The organism is Hydrogenophaga sp. PAMC20947 (assembly GCF_004795855.1).
GTDB lineage: Bacteria > Pseudomonadota > Gammaproteobacteria > Burkholderiales > Burkholderiaceae_C > Hydrogenophaga.
This window is the reverse complement of record NZ_CP039252.1, coordinates 1,256,515-1,273,785: the sequence shown is the minus strand read 5'-3', so window position 1 is coordinate 1,273,785 and position 17,271 is coordinate 1,256,515. Positions and strand designations below refer to the sequence as shown.

Genomic DNA, 17,271 nt, shown 5'->3' with positions numbered 1-17,271 from the left:
ACGGGGTATCCGGCCCGTTGTGGACCGACTGGACGGCCGAGTTAGGTAACGGGTTCTCCGCCGTCTGGCCCGCGGTTTTGCGTACCTGGACGATGCCGACCAGATCCCTTTGAGTCGCGTCACTTGGCCGCGCTGTTGAGAGCGACACCAGCGCTGAGGTCGTTGCCGGCACGGCGTACCGGCGCCTGGTTCATCCTTGGATCAAGGGCGCACGGCACTGACTCGCCATACGGTGTTGCCCACATCGTCTGCGACCAGCAAGCCGCCAAGCCGGTCTATGGCCACGCCCACTGGACGTCCGAAGGCTTCGTCACCGCGCACGAATCCAGTCACCACGTCGATGGGCAGCCCATTTGGTTGGCCGCGAGAAAACGGCACGTACACCACCTTGTAGCCGCTGCGCGGCTTTCGATTCCACGACCCGTGTTCTCCAATGAATACACCGTTTGCAAACAACGGCCCGAGGCCCTGCCCGACCGAAAACACCATGCCCAGCGGTGCGACATGGGCGCCCAGCGCATAGTCGGGTGCAATAGCCCGGGCCACCATGGCCGGTTCCACCGGTGTGACGCGGGTATCGACGTGTTGGCCGTAATAGCTCCAGGGCCAGCCGTAGAAGGCGCCATCTCGCACCGACGTCAGGTAGTCTGGCACCAGGTCGCTACCGAGTTCGTCGCGTTCGTTGACCACTGTCCACAGAACGCCGGTGTCCGGCTCCCAACCCATGCCATTGGGGTTGCGCATCCCGGTGGCGAAGAGCCGGTGAGCCCCGCTGCCGATATCGACTTCCCAGATCGCGGCGCGGCCGGTCTCGATGGCCATGCCGTTTTCTGCCACATTGCTGTTCGACCCCACGGTGACATACAGGCGCTTGCCATCCTTGCTGGCGATGATGTTCTTGGTCCAGTGGTGGTTGAGAGGCCCGGCCGGCAGGTCGAGGAGTTTCTCGGCTGGACCGCCGATCCGCGTCTGTCCGGTTTGATAGACGAACGACACGATCGCATCGGTATTGGCAACGTACAGACGTTCGCCAATCAACGCGATACCGAACGGTGAGTTCAGCCCTTCGAGCAACACGCTGCGGGTCTCGGCCACGCCGTCTCGATCGGCATCGCGCAACAGCGTGATTCGGTTGGCGCTCAAGGTGGCAGCGCCGGCGGCCGTCATGACCTGTTTCATGACCCAGCCCTTGATGCCCCCATTTGCGTTCGGCTTGGACGGCGCATTGCTCTCGGCAACCAGCACGTCCCCATTCGGCAAGGTGTAGAGCCACCGCGGATGGTCCAGGCCCTGAGCAAAAGCCTTCACAACCAGACCGGGCGCAACCGTGGGAAGTGTTCCTGCAGGCCAGCCACGCGCCTTGGCGATATTGATCGTCGGGACAAGGGCTTGCTGCGGCGCGGGCAGACGCGGTTGTGGACCGACACCCGCCTCGAAAGGCAACTGGGCCGGCTGGCCGCAGGCAGACAAAGCCATGCCAGCCCCCACCAGACAAGAGAGCCCGAAGGCACGAGAAAAAACCATGATCATGTGCTCCCTATTGCGAAGTTTGCGCAAGGTTGAGTCGCCGTTTCGGCAGCACCTTGAGCCAACAGAACGTGTGCAACACGTGTCATGCGTTGGTGATCACGGATGCCGGGCTCAGGCTCATGGCCAGCGCAGCGAACATGGGCGACAGCAGCCAACCGGTGAATGCATAAAGCACACCGGCGGCCAGCGGCACACCGATCGCGTTGTAGACGAAAGCAAAAGCCAGGTTCTGCTTCATGTTGGCCACGGTCGCCACCGACAGCGCCGGCAGCGGCATTCAGCGCACTGGCGTGGCGGTCGGGTTCATCGACGTCATCGTAGCCGGGCCGTAAATCATCGCGAAGGCAACGTCCTTGGCATCGCGCCCACTGGTGATGCGCACAAGGCCATTCAGATCCGACATGCGTGTCGCGTCGAAGATCACCCATCGGCCGCCCAGATACGCCTCGAACACCGCATGGAAGTCTGGTGGCGGCGTGTCGAAGTTTGAATAGCCTGCGATCAGCCGCGCGGGGATGTTCAGCGCGCGGCAAAAGGTCACCCCCAGGTGGGCGAAGTCGCGGCACACACCGGTACGCTGGGTGAACACATCGCGCGCGGTGGTCGTGGCCGTCGAGGTACCGACCTGGTAATCGATGTGGCTGTGAATCCAGTCGCAAATGGCACTCACCCGCGCGTGGCCTTGCGGCAAGCCACCAAACAGCTTTTGTGCGGCATGCGACAGCAGATCGGACTCGCAATAGCGGGTCGGCAGCAGGTACTGAAGCACCTCGTCAGGCAATTGCCAGATCGGCACCTCGCCCGCGTTCAGGTCCTCGGCTTCGACAGTGCGGCGCACACGGGCCTGGTAGCGCAATTCGAAGATCCCCGACGCCACCTGCAGCCGGGTACAGCGGTGCAATTCTGTCGGGTCGTTGTACACATGCACGGGCATGGGCGGCGTGAGCGTCAGCGACTCAGACAACACCACCTGGTCGCGCCCATTCAGCGCGTGGATCTGGAACAGGAAGTCGGTCGTGCCATGGACCTCATAGGTCAGCAAGCAATCGACGGCGAATTCCTGGCCGCTGCTCCAGGCGGGTGCAGCCACATCCAGGCTCAAGATTTTGTACTCACGTTCTTGACCAAACTTTTCGCGTCGCCAAAGACGTGCTGTGCCTTGCCCTCAGCTTCCAGAAGATGGCCTTTGACCCGTTGCTCCGTACTGCCTACGACCTTGCCGGCTTGCGCCTGCAGCTTGCCGGCCACTTCCTTGAATGTGCCCTTGACTTGATCTTTGTTCATAGCGCTACCTCATCGGTTGTTCAATTGCATTGGGCGGACTGATAACCACCCACCGGGCAATATAGCCATCATGAGCATCCCGGTCTGTGCGCTGGCGCACACAACTGTGCGAACGGCCCAAACCGGGACGGCCTGGGTGTCACGATCGCTCTCCGATGGCAGCCAGGGCGAGGACCAACGAGCAGATTGCAGCAGGCTCAAGGAAAACGGGCTCAGCTCAAAACTCTGCCTGTGACCGACTTCGTGGAGCGCGCGCTCTGATTGAAAAGAGGGACGTTCACAGGGCACAGGTCACAACCTAGACCAGCGGCTGTCATCGGGACTCGAAGGCCCGCACAGGTCTGTGCGCTGGCAGACAGACGCCCAATCCCTGGGGACATACGCTCAAAATTGGCAGACACACGGCATCCCGTCAGTGGACTGCGCCGAGACCACGGGTCCCTCCGTGAGCTCTCACACCCCAAGGAGCTCTTCGATGCTGCGAACCCTCGAGGATCTTTGCAAATGCACCATCGGCGCCACCGATGGCCCCATTGGTCGCGTCAGAGACCTGTATCTGGACGACGAAGCCTGGGTCGTTCGCTACCTGGTCATCGATACCGACGGTTGGCTAACGAACAAAAAAGTGCTGATCTCGCCGATATCCGTTGGCGAACCCAATTGGGCAGAGCAAGAGCTGCACGTATCGATCTCCCGGGAGCAGGTCAGAAACAGCCCTGACGTCGATACCGAGAAGCCTGTCACCCGACAACATGAGCTGGAATATTCCAGCTACTACGGCTACCCCATCTACTGGGGCAGCGCCGGACTTTGGGGCTACGGCTTGTACCCCAGCCTCATGCAGCCTGCGTACGAGCGCCCCGAAAGCCAGCAGGCGACCCCCGAGCTGGCACCGAACGTTCAGACGCCCCCTGACGAATCCCCGGTTACCGATGCCGATGGAGACGCGCATCTCAGAAGCAGCAGAGCGATGACCGGCTATCACATCCACGCCACCGACGGCGACATCGGCCACGTGTGCGGCATGTTGATCGACGACAAGACTTGGGCCGTGCGCTACCTTATCGTCAACACCAGCAACTGGTGGGTTGGCCACAAAATGCTCGTCGCACCACCCTGGATCAAGGCAGTGAGCTGGGAAAACCAGTCCATCTCGGTCGACTTGACGCGCCAGGCCGTCATGGATGCACCCGTCTACAATCCGGCGGAAACGCTGGCCCACGACAGCGAAGCCCGCCTGTACCAGCACTACGGGCGTGACGGGTATTGGGCGCAAAGCGACAAGCGGAAAACCGGGAAATCCCGCATCTAGAAGCACTACGCCGTGTCCTGCTCATCGCGCAGCCATTCAAATCACACGGAAATCCTCATGAAACGCTACCGCCAACCCAAGACACCGCAGCGCCGAGTGCTTTCGGTCGCAATGTCGGGCCTAAGGTCATGAGCAAGCGACGTGGTGTTCTCTTTGGCGTCTTGGCGGGCGCCATAACCCTCGCAGGCGCCGCCCAAGCCCAGACCGCGGTATCCCTGGAGGACGCGCTGCAACTCGCCCGGCAATCGTCCGGTACGGTCCAGGGCGCACAACTCGATGCCCAGGCGCAAACCTTGCAGGCCCAGGCCTTGTCCAATCTGGGTGGACCTTCGCTCAACCTCAGTGGTTTTGCCGGCCGGGTATCGAATTCGGTCAACCTTGACCTGTCGCAGGTGGCGGCCGCCGCCAATCCCGTGATCGGGATGGCCGACGCCGCACTGCCCGCGGTGGAACTGCCCTCCATTCCCAATTCGCTGCAGACCACGCGCATCACCACGCTGACCTCGGTCGGTGTAGGGGGCGTCTGGCCGCTCTATGCCGGCGGCCGCATCGAAGCGGTCCAGGGCCTGGCGCGTGGGCGGGCCCAGGAGGCCGCCGCCAACCAGCAGGACAGCGAGCACCAACTGGCGACCCAGGTAGCACAGCGCTATTTCACCGTGCAGCTGGCCCGCGCCGCCGAGGTATTGCGGGCGGACGTGGTCGTGGGCATGGAGGCCCACCAACGCGACGCATTGAAACTGGAGTCCGCCGGACTGATTGCGCGTGTGGACCGCCTGAAGGCCGACCTGGCACTGGACAACGCACGGCGCGACCAGGCCAAGGCCCGCAGCGACTTGGCGCTGGCCGAAGTGGCCTTGCAGCGCCTGTTGGCCCTGCCGCAACCAGCCCAACCCAGCACGCCGTTGTTCGTCAACAGTGAAGGACCCGGGCCGCTGGCGGACTTTGTGCAGGCCGGCCGGCTGCACCACCCTGCCTGGCACAAGCTGGCAGCCAAGCGTGAACAGGCGGCGCAATCGCTGGCGCTGCAAGGCAAGGCGGGGGCCCCAAATGTCGTCGCGCTGGCCAACTACAACTTCAACCGCGACAGCGGCAACCTGCTGCAACCCAACTGGCAGGTCGGCGTCTACCTCAGCCTGCCCTTGCTCAGCCGCATAGACCATGCCCAGCTGCGCGATGCCGCCCGGCTGCAGCAGCAGCGTGTGGAGCTCAGTGCCGAACAGGCAGAGCGCGACATCCCGACCCTGATTGAATCGCAGTGGCGCGCGGCACAGGACGCTCGCGCCCAGTACGTCAATGGCGCCTCGGCGATCGCACTGGCCGAAGAAAACCTGCGCCTGCAGCGCATCAGCTTTGCCCAGGCTCAAACCACGGGCACCGACGTCACCGACGCCCAGTTGCAGTTGGCCAAAAGCCAGACCGGGCGCCTGCAAGCCTCACACGACTATGTGCTGGCGTTGTCCCGGCTGCTCGAAGCCTGCGGCCAGCCAGAACGCCTGGCCGAATTTGCCGCCCGCGCCGACATCACCCTGGCCATGACCCCTTTGCGCTCCGGCGCTGCCACCCCATGAGCACCACCCCACCCGACGACCGCCCCGACCGCCCCGACCAGGCGGCGCCCACGCCTGCCCTGCCCGCAACATCACTCAGGCCCGCCGCGCCCCGACGATCCTTCCCGGTCTGGCCCGTGTTGGGCGGGATTGTGCTGGTGGCGCTGGGATGGGGCGTCAAGAAGGCCTTCGAACCCGTGGTTCTGCCTCTGCAAGGCCAGGTCGAGGCGCAGGAGATCAACGTGTCGTCCAAGGTGTCTGGCCGCGTCGAGACACTCAATGTGAGCCTCGGCCAGACGGTCCACGCCGGTGATCTGCTGTTTGAGCTCAACAGTCCGGAGGTAGCGGCCAAGGTGGTCCAGGCCCAGGCGGCGCAGCAGGCGGCGCAGGCCGTGTCCAACAAGGCCCAGGCTGGGGCGCGGCCGGAAGAGGTGGCGATGGCCAAGGCCAATTGGGAACGGGCCCAGACCGGCGAGCGCATGGCCCGCACCACGTTGGAACGTGTCCAGACCATGGCCGACCAGGGCGTGCTGGCACGCCAGAAGCGCGACGAGTCCGAGGCCCAGTGGCGCGCTGCCCAACAGCAGACGGCGGCGGCGCAAGCCCAGTACCAGATGGCCCAGCATGGCGCCCGGCCCGAGGACCGCGAGGCCGCCGCCGCCCAGGCCCGCCAGGTGGCTGGAGTGGTCAGCGAAGCCGAGGTGGCGCAGGCCGAAACCCAGATTCGCGCCCCGACTGCCGGTGAGGTGGCCCGCATCCAGATCCAGCCAGGCGAGTTGGCCCCTCAGGGCTTCCCGGTCATCACCCTGGTGCAGCTGGACGACCCTTGGGTGGTGTTGGCCGTGCGCGAAGACCAGTTGGCGGCCTTTCAGCCGGGCAGCGAGCACCGCGCCCAGGTGCCGGCGCTGGCGCAAGACCTGAACCTCAAGGTCAGCGCCGTGGCGGTGATGCCGGACTTTGCGACGTGGCGATCGGCCCGGCCCGGCGGCACCGATTTGCGCACCTTCGAGGTCCGCTTGAAACCGGTGGACAAGCTGCCGGGTCTGCGCCCTGGCATGAGCGTGGTCTTCCCGGCGTCCTGAATGCCTGACCGCCCCCGTTTGGCCCAGGCCTGGTACGCCGTGTTGGCGCGCGAGTGGGCTGCGTTGCGCGCCAGCCCTTGGGACCTGGCAATGATCAGCGTGATTCCGGTGGGCGTGTGCGCGCTGGTGGCCTGGATCTTTCTTGCCGGGCTGCCGCGTGATCTGCCCGTGGTGGTGATGGACCTCGACCACAGCGCGGTGTCGCGCCAGCTGGACCGCGCGCTGGATGCTTCGCCTGGCATCAGCGTGGCGGCTCACACCCAGGACTGGCAAGAAGCGCTCAGCCTGCTGCGAAGCCGCCAGGCCTACGGCGTGGTGATCCTGCCCGAGCAACTGGCCAGCGACCTGCAGACCGGCCGCAGCGCCACGGTGCAGTGGTTTTACAACGGCCAGTTCCAGTCGCATGTCGGTGGTCTGGGGCGGGATGTGCGCGCCGTGGTATCCACCTTCTCGGCCGGCATCGAACTGGCCGCGCGCGAAAAGCGGGGTGCGGCGCCTGTGGTGGCCCGAAGACAGCTTGAGCCCCTGCGCCTGCGCGTGGAGACCTTGTTCAACGAGAACTCGAACTACGAGTTCTTCCTGGGCCTGGCCTTGATGCCGTCCATCGCGCAAATCTTCATCACGCTGGCTGCGGTCAGCGCCATCGGGCGGGAACTGCGGCGCGCTACGGTGCCGGACTGGTTGGCGGCGGCCGGCGGGCGCTGGTGGCTGGCGGTGGCCGGCAAGCTGGTCTGGCCGGCGCTGAGTTTTGGCCTGCAGGCGCTGTTGTTCGTGGTCGTTTTTGCGCTGGGTCTGGGCTGGACGGTGCAGGGTTCGCTGCCCATGCTGATGGCCGGATTGCTGGCGCTGGTGGCGGCCCAGCTGGCCATGGGCGTGCTGTTGATCGGTGCCACGCTGACCTTGCGCAGTGCCTTGTCTGCGGCGGCCTTTGTCACGGCGCCGGCCTTTGCCTTTGCCGGCCAGGGCTTCCCGCTGCAGTCCATGCCGGCCGCAGCCCGTTGGTGGGCCGAGACTTTGCCGCTGACCCACTACCTGCAGCTGCAGTCGCGCCACTGGCTCGCGGGCGCGCCAGCCGCCTACAGCATGACCGACCTGCTGGTGCTGGTGTTGATGACCGCGGGTCTGGGCGCGCTGGGCTTGGTGTTGCTGCAGCGCCGGGCGCACCAGCCGCATGCATGGGGGCGCAAATGAGCCGGGTCTGGGCCGGGTTTTCCGGCACCTGGCGCGCCCTGCTGGGTGACTTGGGCGTGCTGGTGCTGCTGTTTGGCGGCGGCCTGGTCTATTCGTTCTTCTACCCGCTGCCCTACAGGCAGGAAATCGTGCAGCAAGCGCCCATCGTGGTGGTGGACCAGGACCGCTCGGCGCTGTCGCGTCAGATCACGCGTTATGTGCGCGCCCACCCAGCGGTGCAATTGCTGGAGGTGACGCCCGACGTGGCGCGTGCCCACGAACTGCTGTGGCGCAACGAGGCGGCCGGCGCGCTGGTGCTGCCGGCCGGCCTGAACTCGGCGGCGCTGAGCGGCAGCAAGGCCGAGGTTGCGCTGGTCGGCCATGGTGCCTACCTGATGCTGAACAAGGCGGCGCTCACCGGTTTGACCGAAGCCGTGGCCACGGTATCGGCCGGCATAGAGATCAAGAGGCTGTCGGCCAGCACGCCCTCAGACCGGGCCGCCCGCGAGCAACGCCAGCCGCTGCAGCTGAACGCCGTGCCGTTGTTCAACGTGCGTGAGGGCTATGGCGCCTACCTGGTACCGGGTGTGGCGGTGCTGATCGTGCAGCAAACGCTGCTGATGGCCGTGGCCATGCTGATGGGCGGCTGGCGCGAAGCCGGCGGGCGGCCGATGGCCCATGACCTGGGCAGCTTCGCGGGCGTGTGGTTGGCCTGGACCAGCGCGGCGGCGCTGCACTGCGCCTACTGGTTCGGTTTTGTGCTGTGGTTCCAGGACTATCCGAGGGGCGGCAATCTGACGGGCCTGCTGGCCTTCACGCTGCTGTTTTCAGCCACCCTGGCCAGCCTGGCGCTCCTGATCGGCAGCGCCTTTCGCACCCGGGAACGCAGCGTGCAACTCATGATCGGTCTGGCCATGCCCATCCTGTTTGTGGCCGGCCTGTCCTGGCCCAGCCAGGCGTTGCCGCCGCTGCTGCAGGGCTTGCGCTGGTTGCTGCCCTCCACCGCTGGCATCCAGGGTTTTGTGGCCCTGAACCAGCTGGGGGCCAGCTGGTCTGAGATCGCGCCGGAAGTGCTGTCGCTGAGCGCCTTGCTGCCGGTCTTCACCGGCCTGGCAGCGTGGCGGTGGCGGGCAACCGCCACCGCAGAGACCTGAGCGTGTGGCGTTCGCTGCCACCACCGTCCTTGAGCCCAGCATGCGCTGCCTGGGCTAGACATCATGGTCGCCACCCTCAGATAGGCGGCCGGTCTCCGACATCGTAGGTTGCGTGCAAAGACGTAGCGCTACATGCTGTGACTTGCGTCGTCAGCAACATAAGGAGACCGACCACGGAAGATAGTAGCAAGACTCACGTGGGCCTGGATGTCCACAAGGACAGCATCAGTGTGGCTGCGGCCGAACCTGGGCGAGCACCCGGGCGCTTGATCGGCAAGGTCATACACGATGTGAACAAGCTGCTCAAGGTGCTTGCCAAGGTGGGCACCGTCGAGCAACTCCACATCGTCTACGAAGCGGGGCCCACGGGCTTTGGACTGCAGCGCGCCCTCAAGGCCAGGGGCTACCTCTGCGAGATCATTGCCCCTTCGCAGATCCCACGACGTGCGGGCGACCGGGTCAAGACCGACGCACGCGACAGCGCGCAGTTGGCCGAGTGCTCACGCGCGGGGCAGTTGAGCGCCGTGTGGATTCCCGATCCAGAGGACGAGGCTATTCGCGACCTGTCGCGCGCGCGTGAAGACGCGGTCAACAGTCGCGTTCAGGCCCGTCACCAACTCAAGGGCTTCTTGCTGCGCCATGACGTGCGCTGCACAGGCAAGACCTCCTGGTGCGGCGCCTACTACCGCTGGCTGGGGACGTTGAACTTTGGCGCAGGCGCAGCCCAGACGGCTTTCACCGAATACTGGCAAGCCGTGACAGCAGCAGATGATCGCGTTGAGCGCCTGACCAAGGCGTTGGAGGGCTCAATCACTGGCTGGCGGTTTGAGCCGGTGGTGGGCGCGCTGCAGGCACTGCGTGGTGTTGCTGCCATTACGTCGATTGGCTTGGTGGCCGAGATCGGCGACCTCGCGCGCTTTGCCCATCCGCGCAAGCTCATGGGCTATCTCGGGCTGACGCCGTCAGAGCATTCCAGTGGCGAGCGCACGAGCCGCGGCAGTATCACCAAGACGGGCAACGCGCATGCACGCAGGCTGCTGACCGAGGCGGCCTGGAATTACCGCTTCAAGGCGCGCATCGGCAAACAAGCGCAGATTCGACAGCAAACGCTGTCCGAGCCGATACGAAGAATGGCCTGGGCGGCGCAGTTGCGCCTGACCCAGCGGTATGCGGCATTGAATGCCCGTGGCTTGCAGGCCAACAAAGCCTGCATAGCCGTGGCCCGGGAGCTGGCAGGCTTCATCTGGGCCATCGGTATGCAGGCCCAGCGCGAGCACAGCGGGCCCAACTGAAGCAAGGCAAGACGTGGCTGGATCGATCTGGAGATGCGATACGAGCAACGACAAGGGCAACCCTCGAGGCTCCTACCAGGGCACCGCAAGGCTGATCCCCGACTCTAGAGCGAGGCAGGCCCACGACGAATCGATGAAGTGCTGGTAACCAATCCGCGGATATGAGTCTGATTCATCGTCGCTGCAACGCTCGTGTCGCATCACCTGATCGATTCCATCAACACCAATACCAATACCAATACCAATACCAAACCATGCCCTGGCGATTGACAGTGGCGACCATATGAGGAACCTGCGCGGCAGAAGGTGCATCGGCTGCAACCCGCGAGAAACCGGTCTCGCACGGTACTACCTCCTGCACCCAGGGGGCCACGCTGTTGGCGAGCCATTCTTCGGCTGCTTGAAGCATGAACGCAACCGCAATCCACGCCACAGACACCGGGGTGCCATCAGCGCCATGGCGCCCAACTGCATGAAAAAGGATCCGTGGACTCAATCACGTGACATGGGGCCCTCCCCAGGCGGCGAGCACGACGAACACGCCGTCACCACTGGGATCTGCGCTGACATGGCCTTGAACCAGGGTGACCTTGCCGGCTTTTCCGGCCAGCTGAAGGGTCGCAGATGCGTTTCGATCGCCAGACACCGCTCGCGAGACCAGTTGCCGCAACGCGCGTGCGCTGCTCGGCACGAGGAAACTCTCGAGGGGCCAGCCGAATGCCTCGTCGCGTTCGATTCCGAGCATTCTGGCACCGGTCAGATTGAGCTCCTGCACGATCAAGGCGCGATCGATCGTGAAACTGCCGACCGGCAAGTGGTCATACAGCTCAAGCTGACGTCGAAGCGCGGATTCCAGCTCGCTGCGTGACGCATGCAACTCTTCGGCCTGCAGATCCAGTTCGACCTGGTGGACTTGCAGTTCGTGAAGCACCGCGAGTGCGTCGGCCGCGGTGTCTGGTGACGACGCCAGCTGGTGCAGGACCGCCAACGCGTCCTTTGCACCGCCCCGCTTGAGGTTCGGCTGGGTGTCCGGGCTCAGTCTCGCGTTCGCACGCTCACGCAGTCCCGCCAGCTGAGGTGTTGTATGCATCGAATCGGCCATGGGTTTCTCCGGTGACAGTGTGGATTTTTTCTCTATACGTTGCGCAGGCGGGATTCCAGTTCCTTGGCGCTCGTGATATCAACGAACGTGATCACGGCACCCTGAATCACGTTCGCCTGCGTGCGGTAAGGCATGATGCGTACCGAAAACCAGTGGCCGTCCGCGGTGGTGATTTCCTTTTCGCTGAACATCAGCGTGCGAAGCGTCTCTTTGACATCGGTATGCAGTTCCGGGTAGATCAGCGTGGTCGCCAGCTCGCTCAGCGGCCGACCGATATCGGCTTCGCGCAAATGGAATACGCTCGCGATCTGCTCGGTGAAACGGCGCACGTTCAGGCCGTTGTCGAGGAAAAGGGTTGCAATGTCGATGCTGTTCAGCAGGTTCTGCATGTCACTCTGGGCGAGCGCAAGATCGTCGAGCTTGGACTGCAACTCACCGTTGACCGTCTGCAGCTCCTCGTTCATCGACTGGGCTTCTTCCTTGGAGGTGGTCAGCTCTTCGTTGGCCGACTGCAGCTCTTCATTGATCGATTGAAGCTCTTCGTTGGCCGCCTGAAGCTCCTCCTGTGAGGCTTGCATGTCCTGCCGCAGTGCGCGGACTTCTTCGCGCGAGCGGATCAAGTCATCACCGACAGCCGTATCCACTACCCCTGATGCCTTGTGCCGCCGACCTCGAATCGGCGCAACAACGTCGCGAAAGACGATCAATGCCATGCCTGCAATGCCCGCAGGCTGCAGGATCGGCTGCACTGTGATGTCGATGATTTTCGGCGTTTCGTCATCGAGCCGCAGGCCACGCAGCTCGACCGGCTTCTTGTCCTTTAGCGCCGTGCGCAGCGCAACGGCCAGTTGCGCCCGGATGCCCGGGCGTGCCATCACATGGATGTTCCAGTTGGCTTTACCGGCCGCCGGCTCCAGGTAAACACCGGTGCGTCCGTTGAGGTAGAGCACATCGCCACTGTCGTTGACGAGCACGGCGGGAGGCGAGAATGCCTGCAGCAGCGCCTGGTCGGCGAGCGATTGCAAGTTTGCAGAAGCGGTGTTCAGGTGCGCCACAGGCGTCTCCAGGGTTGCGCTGCGCGCCGTCGGGCGCCGCGGAGTCGGGAAAACCGCCATCTTGGTGGCAGGACCATTGTCGATTCGCCAATACAGCCTGGTCTTGGGATGCAGGGGCTTGAACATCGCCTGAGCCCGCCCAACGGTTTCCGAGCCACCCAGCAGCAGCACGCCGCCCGGGCGCAAGCTGTAGTGAAACAGCGGTATGAGCCGTTGCTGCAATGCCGCATCAAAGTAGATCATCAGATTGCGGCAGCACAGAATATCGAGCCGGGTGAACGGTGGATCGAGGATCACGTCGTGCTGCGCGAACCGCACCATGTCCCGAATGCCTTGATTAATCAAATAGCCGCTTGACTTGTGGTGAAAGAAGCGCCCGAGGCGCTCGGGCTCGACATCGCGTGCGATGCTGGCCGGATAGAGGCCGGCTCGGGCCACAGCAATCGCATCCGCGCTCAGATCCGTGGCGAATATCTGCAAGGGCAAGCGCTGTGAGACGGGCAGATGCTCGACCGCTTCTGTGTACAACATCGCGAGCGTATAGGCCTCTTCGCCGGTTGAACATCCCACGACCCATGCGCGCAGCGATCCAGCGACGCCTCGGTGCCGCGTCAGCAAAGGTGGCAGCATCGAGTCCTTCAGGTCCTGCCAGACACTGCCGTCGCGGAAGAACGAGGTGACGCCAATCAGCATCTCCTTGAAGAGAAGATCCAGTTCCTGGGGGTTCTCCCGCAGGAAGGCCACGTAGGCGACCATTGTGGCGAGCTCATGCACCGCCATGCGTCGGTCGATGCGGCGCAACAGCGTGCTCGTTTTGTACTGCCTCAGATCGTGCTTGCTGTGCGCGTGCAGCAGATTCAGAATGGCGGCCAACGGCGCGGCATCGAGATCATCGACCCCGTCGGCGCCAGGCATGGAACGCGGTCGTTCGAACGTGACCGAGAGGATGCTTTGGGGCATCGTGGACGGCTGCGTGACGATGTCGACACAACCGGCGGCAATGGCACTCTTGGGCATGGAGTCGAACTGTGCCGACTCGGGCGCTTGCGCCACGGTCAAGCCCCCCTGGGACTTGATCGCGCGCAGACCGAGCGTGCCGTCCGAGCCCATGCCTGACAAGACCACGCCGATCGCGCGATCGCCCAGCTCACGCGCCAACGAACTGAACAGAACGTCGATAGGCATTCGCCTGCCGCGGGGCTGCGACGGCACGGCCAGGTGAATTGCACCATTCTTCACCGTGAGCTCGGCATTCGGCGGGATGACGTAGACCGCGTCGGGTTCAATGGGCTGTGACTCGGTGGCTTCCCGCACAGGCATCTCGGTGGTTCGCTGCAGCAAATCGCTCAGCATGGCCTTGTGGGTGGGATCCATGTGCTGCACCACAAGATAGGCCAGGCCACTCCGGATCGGAACCTGGGCCAGAAATTGCTCCAGTGGCTCCAGACCTCCAGCAGAAGCACCCAGAGCCACGATGCGTACGTGCTGGGCGACGGAACGGGGGGGGGTGGGAAGCATGGACAAGTATGTCACGCAGCCCCCCGCAGGCGACGACAAGCCCAGTGATATTGCACGAGCCGCCGGATCATTTTGATCTGGCGCAATCGAGTTACCGATAGATAGGGTACAACGAGCGCCTGCGTGCGCCTGTATGGCGCTCCCCGGGCCCTCGTTCTCGACTCCGATCTCACGAACCCTGTCATCCCGCCCCACCAATTGATCTTTTTGCGCCATCCGATGGAGCGAGGCGAGGCAACAGCACAGCTGCGTGGTCGTCGGGCGGTGCTCAAGCTCGGAGGCCGCACCCGCAGACAGTGCAGCGCACGGTCGAACGAGGACCAGGCGTGTGGCAGCACTCCGGCGATTTGAATGAGGTACACGCGCCCTCCTCCCCGACGCCCAAAGAGGCCACCGTGGTACACGCCGCCGTATCCTGACCTGTCCAGGGGCTGGTGGGTCAACTCAATGAGGCGGTGGTTGACCTCGCGATGCTGGACTTGGGACCGCCGCTCTCAGCACACAGCGCCGCATTCGATCTGCCCCGCCTTGATGCGGCTTTAATCAATAGACAAAACGGCACCCATGGCTATCAAAAAGACAAGATATCAAGCAAAACGCCACAAAACTGTCACTTTTCTTTGTCAAACATCTCCGTGAAACTTGCGCCAACAAAATCATAAAACGATAGGAGACATATCAAACACCCGGTGCTTTGCTGACCTTTTCGACGGGCATGGCTCTTGCGTCAAGGTGGTTCTGGCTCGATGGCGTATGCGGGGAAACACCTGTATGCACCAAGATGGAACGCCGCCGCCCAGACCTACAATCAACCACCCCGAAAGGCACCCTGTGCCTTTCTCCCTGATCGTTCTAACCTTCTTATTTAGGAACCCCATGAAGCATTTGTTTCTTTCCTTGAGCCTGATTGGCGCAGCGAGTTTGGTCGCCTGCGGCAAAACCGAGGCGCCAGCCGCTCCCGCCGCTGAGCCAACAGCCGCGGCAGCCCCAGCCGAAGCACCTGCAGCCAGCCAATGGCCAGAGCTGCGCGTGGCCATCGACGCCACGTACAAACCTTTCACCTACAAAACAGAAGCCGGCGAACCCGCTGGCTTCGACGTGGATGTGGCCAAAGCCCTGTGCGACGAACTGAAAAGCAAATGCGTGTTCGTCGAGCAAGCCTGGGACGGCATGATCCCTGGCCTGCAAGCCAAGAAATACGACGTGATCATCTCCTCGATGTCCATCACCGAAGAGCGCAAGCAAGCTGTGGACTTCACCGGCAAGTACTACAACACGCCGTCGTGCGTGGTGGTCAAGTCCGCTTTGAACCTGGGCGCTGATTCGGCAAACTTCAAGGGCAAGAAACTGGGCGTGCTCAAAGCGTCGACCCAGGAAAAGTACGCCATGGGCGAACTGCAACCCGCAGGCGCAACCATCGTGCCTTACGACGCACAAGATCAGGTCTACCTCGATGTGAAGTCGGGTCGCCTGGATGGCACCGTGGCCGACGTGGTCGAAGTCAATGGTGGCTTCCTCTCCACGCCCGATGGCAAAGACTACGCCTGCGCAGGTGCCCGCGTGCCTGTGGAATTTGACGCCAAGTACTTCGGTGCTGGCGCTGGTGTGGCATTGCGCAAAGAAGACACCGCACTGCGCGACGCACTGGATGCAGGCATCAAAGCCATCCGCGACAACGGCAAATGGAAAGAACTGGCCGAGAAGCACGTCCCAGGCGTGGACATCTGGGGCTCCTGAGCCCGTTTGAACGCCACAGGTAGCGCCAGCGAAAGCACCGTCCAATGACCAGTTATCTCTTGAATATTCTCCAGGGACTCCTGGTCACGATTGGTGTTTCTTTGGGCGCTCTTGTGGTCGCCACCGCGCTCGGTCTGGCCGGCGCGGCGGCCAAGCTCTCACCCTACAAGCCGCTGAACTGGCTGGGTGATGTGTATTCCACCGTGATCCGGGGTGTCCCGGATCTGGTGTGGATGTTGTTGCTGTATTTCGGTGGCCAGATCATGGTCAATGACATTGCCGAAGCCTTGGGCTACCGCAGTGGCCCCCAGATCAACCCTTTTGTCGCTGGCGTGCTGACGATCGGCTTCGTGTACGGCGCGTACATGACCGAGACTTTCCGGGGCGCGATCATGAGTGTGCCCAAGGGCCAATCAGAGGCTGGCTGGGCCTTTGGCATGAGCCGCTTCTATACTTTTCGGCGCATGGTGTTGCCCCAGATGGTGCGTTTCGCCCTCCCCAGCTTCACCAACAATTGGCTGGTGTTGCTCAAAGCCACGGCGCTGGTGTCGGTGATTGGCCTGGCCGATATCACCAACCTCGCCAAACAGGCGGGCGCAGCTGCCCGCGGTGACATTCCCGGCGCCGCCATCATCTTCATGGCTTTTGCCGGCTTCCTGTATTTGATGATCTCCTCTATCAGCCTGATCCTGCTGCGCAAAGCAGAAGCGCGGTACTCCGTTGGGGTCAAGCGAGGGGATTTCTGATGGACAAATTCGCCATCATTTTTGAGCCGCAGAACCTGCAGCTGTATTGGATCGGCTTCCTGGCCACCCTGGAGCTGCTGGCCGTGAGCCTGGTCGCCGGCGGCCTGTTGACCTTGCCATTGACCCTGATGCGGGTTTCAAGCAATCCCTGGGTGTCGAAGCCGGTCTGGTTCTTTACCTACGTGATCCGCGGCACGCCCTTGCTGATTCAGGTGTATTTCATCTACTACGGCATTGCCCAGTTGGAATGGGTACAAGGTCTGTGGGACACGACCTGGCCTTTCACCTGGTTCAAGGATCCATTTTTCTGTGCGGTGCTGGCGTTCACGCTCAACACCTGCGCGTACACCATCGAAATGCTGGCCGGCGCGATCCGGGAAACCCCTGTAGGCGAAATTGAGGCCGCGCAGGCGTCGGGTTTTGGCAAGTGGAACATGATGTTTCGCCTGGTTTTACCCAGTGCCTTGCGACGCACCCTGCCCGGCTATTCCAACGAAGTGGTCATGATGCTGCACGCCACCTCGCTGGCCAGTGTGGTGCCAGCGCTGTACGATCTGACCAACGCGGCCTACGCCATTTACAAAACCTACTACCTGGCTTTCCAGCCCTTTATTGTGGTGGCGGTGCTGTATTTCATGCTCACGTTCACGCTGGTCTACGCGTTCCGAATGCTGGAGCGCCGCTTCCTGGCCTACCTGAAGCCTCGCACCCACTGACCCGACCCCGTGTCCCCAAAGGCTGC

14 protein-coding genes and 1 pseudogene are annotated in these 17,271 nt (G+C 63.1%); 9 read left to right on the top strand and 6 right to left on the bottom strand.

The features are described from left to right. Positions 1–201: 201 nt before the first annotated feature. The 4 genes and pseudogenes from E5678_RS05670 to E5678_RS05655 all read right to left on the bottom strand — a co-directional run bounded on the left by E5678_RS05670 (position 202) and on the right by E5678_RS05655 (position 2,814). Entirely contained in the window at positions 202–1,530 is a 1,329-nt protein-coding gene (locus E5678_RS05670; protein ID WP_210731994.1) for a sorbosone dehydrogenase family protein, read from the bottom strand. Positions 1,531–1,612: 82 nt separating this feature from the next. Further along, positions 1,613–1,792: pseudogene (locus E5678_RS05665) on the bottom strand (hypothetical protein); the annotation flags it as partial. Between the two features lie 15 nt (positions 1,793–1,807). After that, positions 1,808–2,632 carry a transglutaminase family protein gene (locus tag E5678_RS05660; protein ID WP_247596923.1) on the bottom strand — a complete coding sequence of 275 codons (825 nt, stop codon included), beginning with the start codon at positions 2,630–2,632 and terminating at the stop codon, positions 1,808–1,810. After that, a complete protein-coding gene (locus E5678_RS05655) occupies positions 2,629–2,814 on the bottom strand; it encodes a CsbD family protein (protein WP_136177616.1) in 186 nt (61 codons plus the stop codon). The genes E5678_RS05660 and E5678_RS05655 overlap by 4 nt, the downstream gene beginning before the upstream one ends. A gap of 475 nt (positions 2,815–3,289) precedes the next feature. On the opposite strand from E5678_RS05655, the gene E5678_RS05650 reads away from it, so the two are divergent. The 6 genes from E5678_RS05650 (at position 3,290) to E5678_RS05625 (ending at position 10,371) form a co-directional block, all read left to right on the top strand. Continuing rightward, positions 3,290–4,126, top strand: a complete 837-nt coding sequence (locus tag E5678_RS05650) for a PRC-barrel domain-containing protein (protein WP_136177615.1) — start codon at positions 3,290–3,292, stop codon at positions 4,124–4,126. A gap of 128 nt (positions 4,127–4,254) precedes the next feature. Continuing rightward, positions 4,255–5,694: a TolC family protein gene (locus E5678_RS05645; RefSeq protein WP_136177614.1), complete on the top strand. Its 1,440-nt coding sequence runs from the start codon at positions 4,255–4,257 to the stop codon at positions 5,692–5,694. After that, positions 5,691–6,755, top strand: a complete 1,065-nt coding sequence (locus E5678_RS05640) for an efflux RND transporter periplasmic adaptor subunit (RefSeq protein WP_136177613.1) — start codon at positions 5,691–5,693, stop codon at positions 6,753–6,755. The genes E5678_RS05645 and E5678_RS05640 overlap by 4 nt, the downstream gene beginning before the upstream one ends. Then, complete coding sequence (locus E5678_RS05635) at positions 6,756–7,946, top strand: ABC transporter permease (protein WP_136177612.1); 1,191 nt, start codon at positions 6,756–6,758, stop codon at positions 7,944–7,946. It abuts the gene before it with no gap. Continuing rightward, positions 7,943–9,079: an ABC transporter permease gene (locus tag E5678_RS05630; protein WP_247596922.1), complete on the top strand. Its 1,137-nt coding sequence runs from the start codon at positions 7,943–7,945 to the stop codon at positions 9,077–9,079. The genes E5678_RS05635 and E5678_RS05630 overlap by 4 nt, the downstream gene beginning before the upstream one ends. 158 nt (positions 9,080–9,237) lie before the next feature. Further along, positions 9,238–10,371 (top strand): IS110 family transposase, encoded by a 1,134-nt coding sequence (locus tag E5678_RS05625; protein ID WP_136180645.1) that lies wholly within the window; start codon positions 9,238–9,240, stop codon positions 10,369–10,371. A 496-nt stretch (positions 10,372–10,867) separates the two neighbouring features. Here E5678_RS05625 and E5678_RS05620 read toward each other — a convergent pair whose 3' ends face one another. Both E5678_RS05620 and E5678_RS05615 read right to left on the bottom strand, forming a co-directional pair. Then, a complete protein-coding gene (locus E5678_RS05620; protein WP_210731993.1) occupies positions 10,868–11,473 on the bottom strand; it encodes a PAS domain-containing protein in 606 nt (201 codons plus the stop codon). Positions 11,474–11,505: 32 nt separating this feature from the next. Continuing rightward, entirely contained in the window at positions 11,506–14,046 is a 2,541-nt protein-coding gene (locus tag E5678_RS05615) for a chemotaxis protein CheB (protein WP_136177610.1), read from the bottom strand. Positions 14,047–14,922: 876 nt separating this feature from the next. Between E5678_RS05615 and E5678_RS05610 the strand changes: the two genes are divergently transcribed. Genes E5678_RS05610 through E5678_RS05600 form a run of 3 tightly spaced genes read left to right on the top strand, consistent with a single transcriptional unit; the run spans position 14,923 to position 17,245 of the window. Beyond that, positions 14,923–15,783 (top strand): transporter substrate-binding domain-containing protein, encoded by an 861-nt coding sequence (locus tag E5678_RS05610; protein ID WP_136177609.1) that lies wholly within the window; start codon positions 14,923–14,925, stop codon positions 15,781–15,783. Between the two features lie 44 nt (positions 15,784–15,827). Beyond that, positions 15,828–16,529 (top strand): ABC transporter permease subunit, encoded by a 702-nt coding sequence (locus E5678_RS05605; protein ID WP_136177608.1) that lies wholly within the window; start codon positions 15,828–15,830, stop codon positions 16,527–16,529. Next, positions 16,529–17,245: an ABC transporter permease subunit gene (locus E5678_RS05600; protein ID WP_136177607.1), complete on the top strand. Its 717-nt coding sequence runs from the start codon at positions 16,529–16,531 to the stop codon at positions 17,243–17,245. The genes E5678_RS05605 and E5678_RS05600 overlap by 1 nt, the downstream gene beginning before the upstream one ends. The last annotated feature ends 26 nt before the right edge of the window (positions 17,246–17,271 follow it).

Excerpts from the sequence above, each read along its gene's own strand:
- E5678_RS05670 (WP_210731994.1), bottom strand. The coding sequence starts at position 1,530 with ATGATCATGGTTTTTTCTCGTGCCTTCGGGCTCTCTTGTCTGGTGGGG.
- E5678_RS05655 (WP_136177616.1), bottom strand. The coding sequence starts at position 2,814 with ATGAACAAAGATCAAGTCAAGGGCACATTCAAGGAAGTGGCCGGCAAG.
- E5678_RS05650 (WP_136177615.1), top strand. The coding sequence starts at position 3,290 with ATGCTGCGAACCCTCGAGGATCTTTGCAAATGCACCATCGGCGCCACC.
- E5678_RS05645 (WP_136177614.1), top strand. The coding sequence starts at position 4,255 with ATGAGCAAGCGACGTGGTGTTCTCTTTGGCGTCTTGGCGGGCGCCATA.
- E5678_RS05640 (WP_136177613.1), top strand. The coding sequence starts at position 5,691 with ATGAGCACCACCCCACCCGACGACCGCCCCGACCGCCCCGACCAGGCG.
- E5678_RS05635 (WP_136177612.1), top strand. The coding sequence starts at position 6,756 with ATGCCTGACCGCCCCCGTTTGGCCCAGGCCTGGTACGCCGTGTTGGCG.
- E5678_RS05630 (WP_247596922.1), top strand. The coding sequence starts at position 7,943 with ATGAGCCGGGTCTGGGCCGGGTTTTCCGGCACCTGGCGCGCCCTGCTG.
- E5678_RS05620 (WP_210731993.1), bottom strand. The coding sequence starts at position 11,473 with ATGGCCGATTCGATGCATACAACACCTCAGCTGGCGGGACTGCGTGAG.
- E5678_RS05615 (WP_136177610.1), bottom strand. The coding sequence starts at position 14,046 with ATGCTTCCCACCCCCCCCCGTTCCGTCGCCCAGCACGTACGCATCGTG.
- E5678_RS05610 (WP_136177609.1), top strand. The coding sequence starts at position 14,923 with ATGAAGCATTTGTTTCTTTCCTTGAGCCTGATTGGCGCAGCGAGTTTG.
- E5678_RS05605 (WP_136177608.1), top strand. The coding sequence starts at position 15,828 with ATGACCAGTTATCTCTTGAATATTCTCCAGGGACTCCTGGTCACGATT.
- E5678_RS05600 (WP_136177607.1), top strand. The coding sequence starts at position 16,529 with ATGGACAAATTCGCCATCATTTTTGAGCCGCAGAACCTGCAGCTGTAT.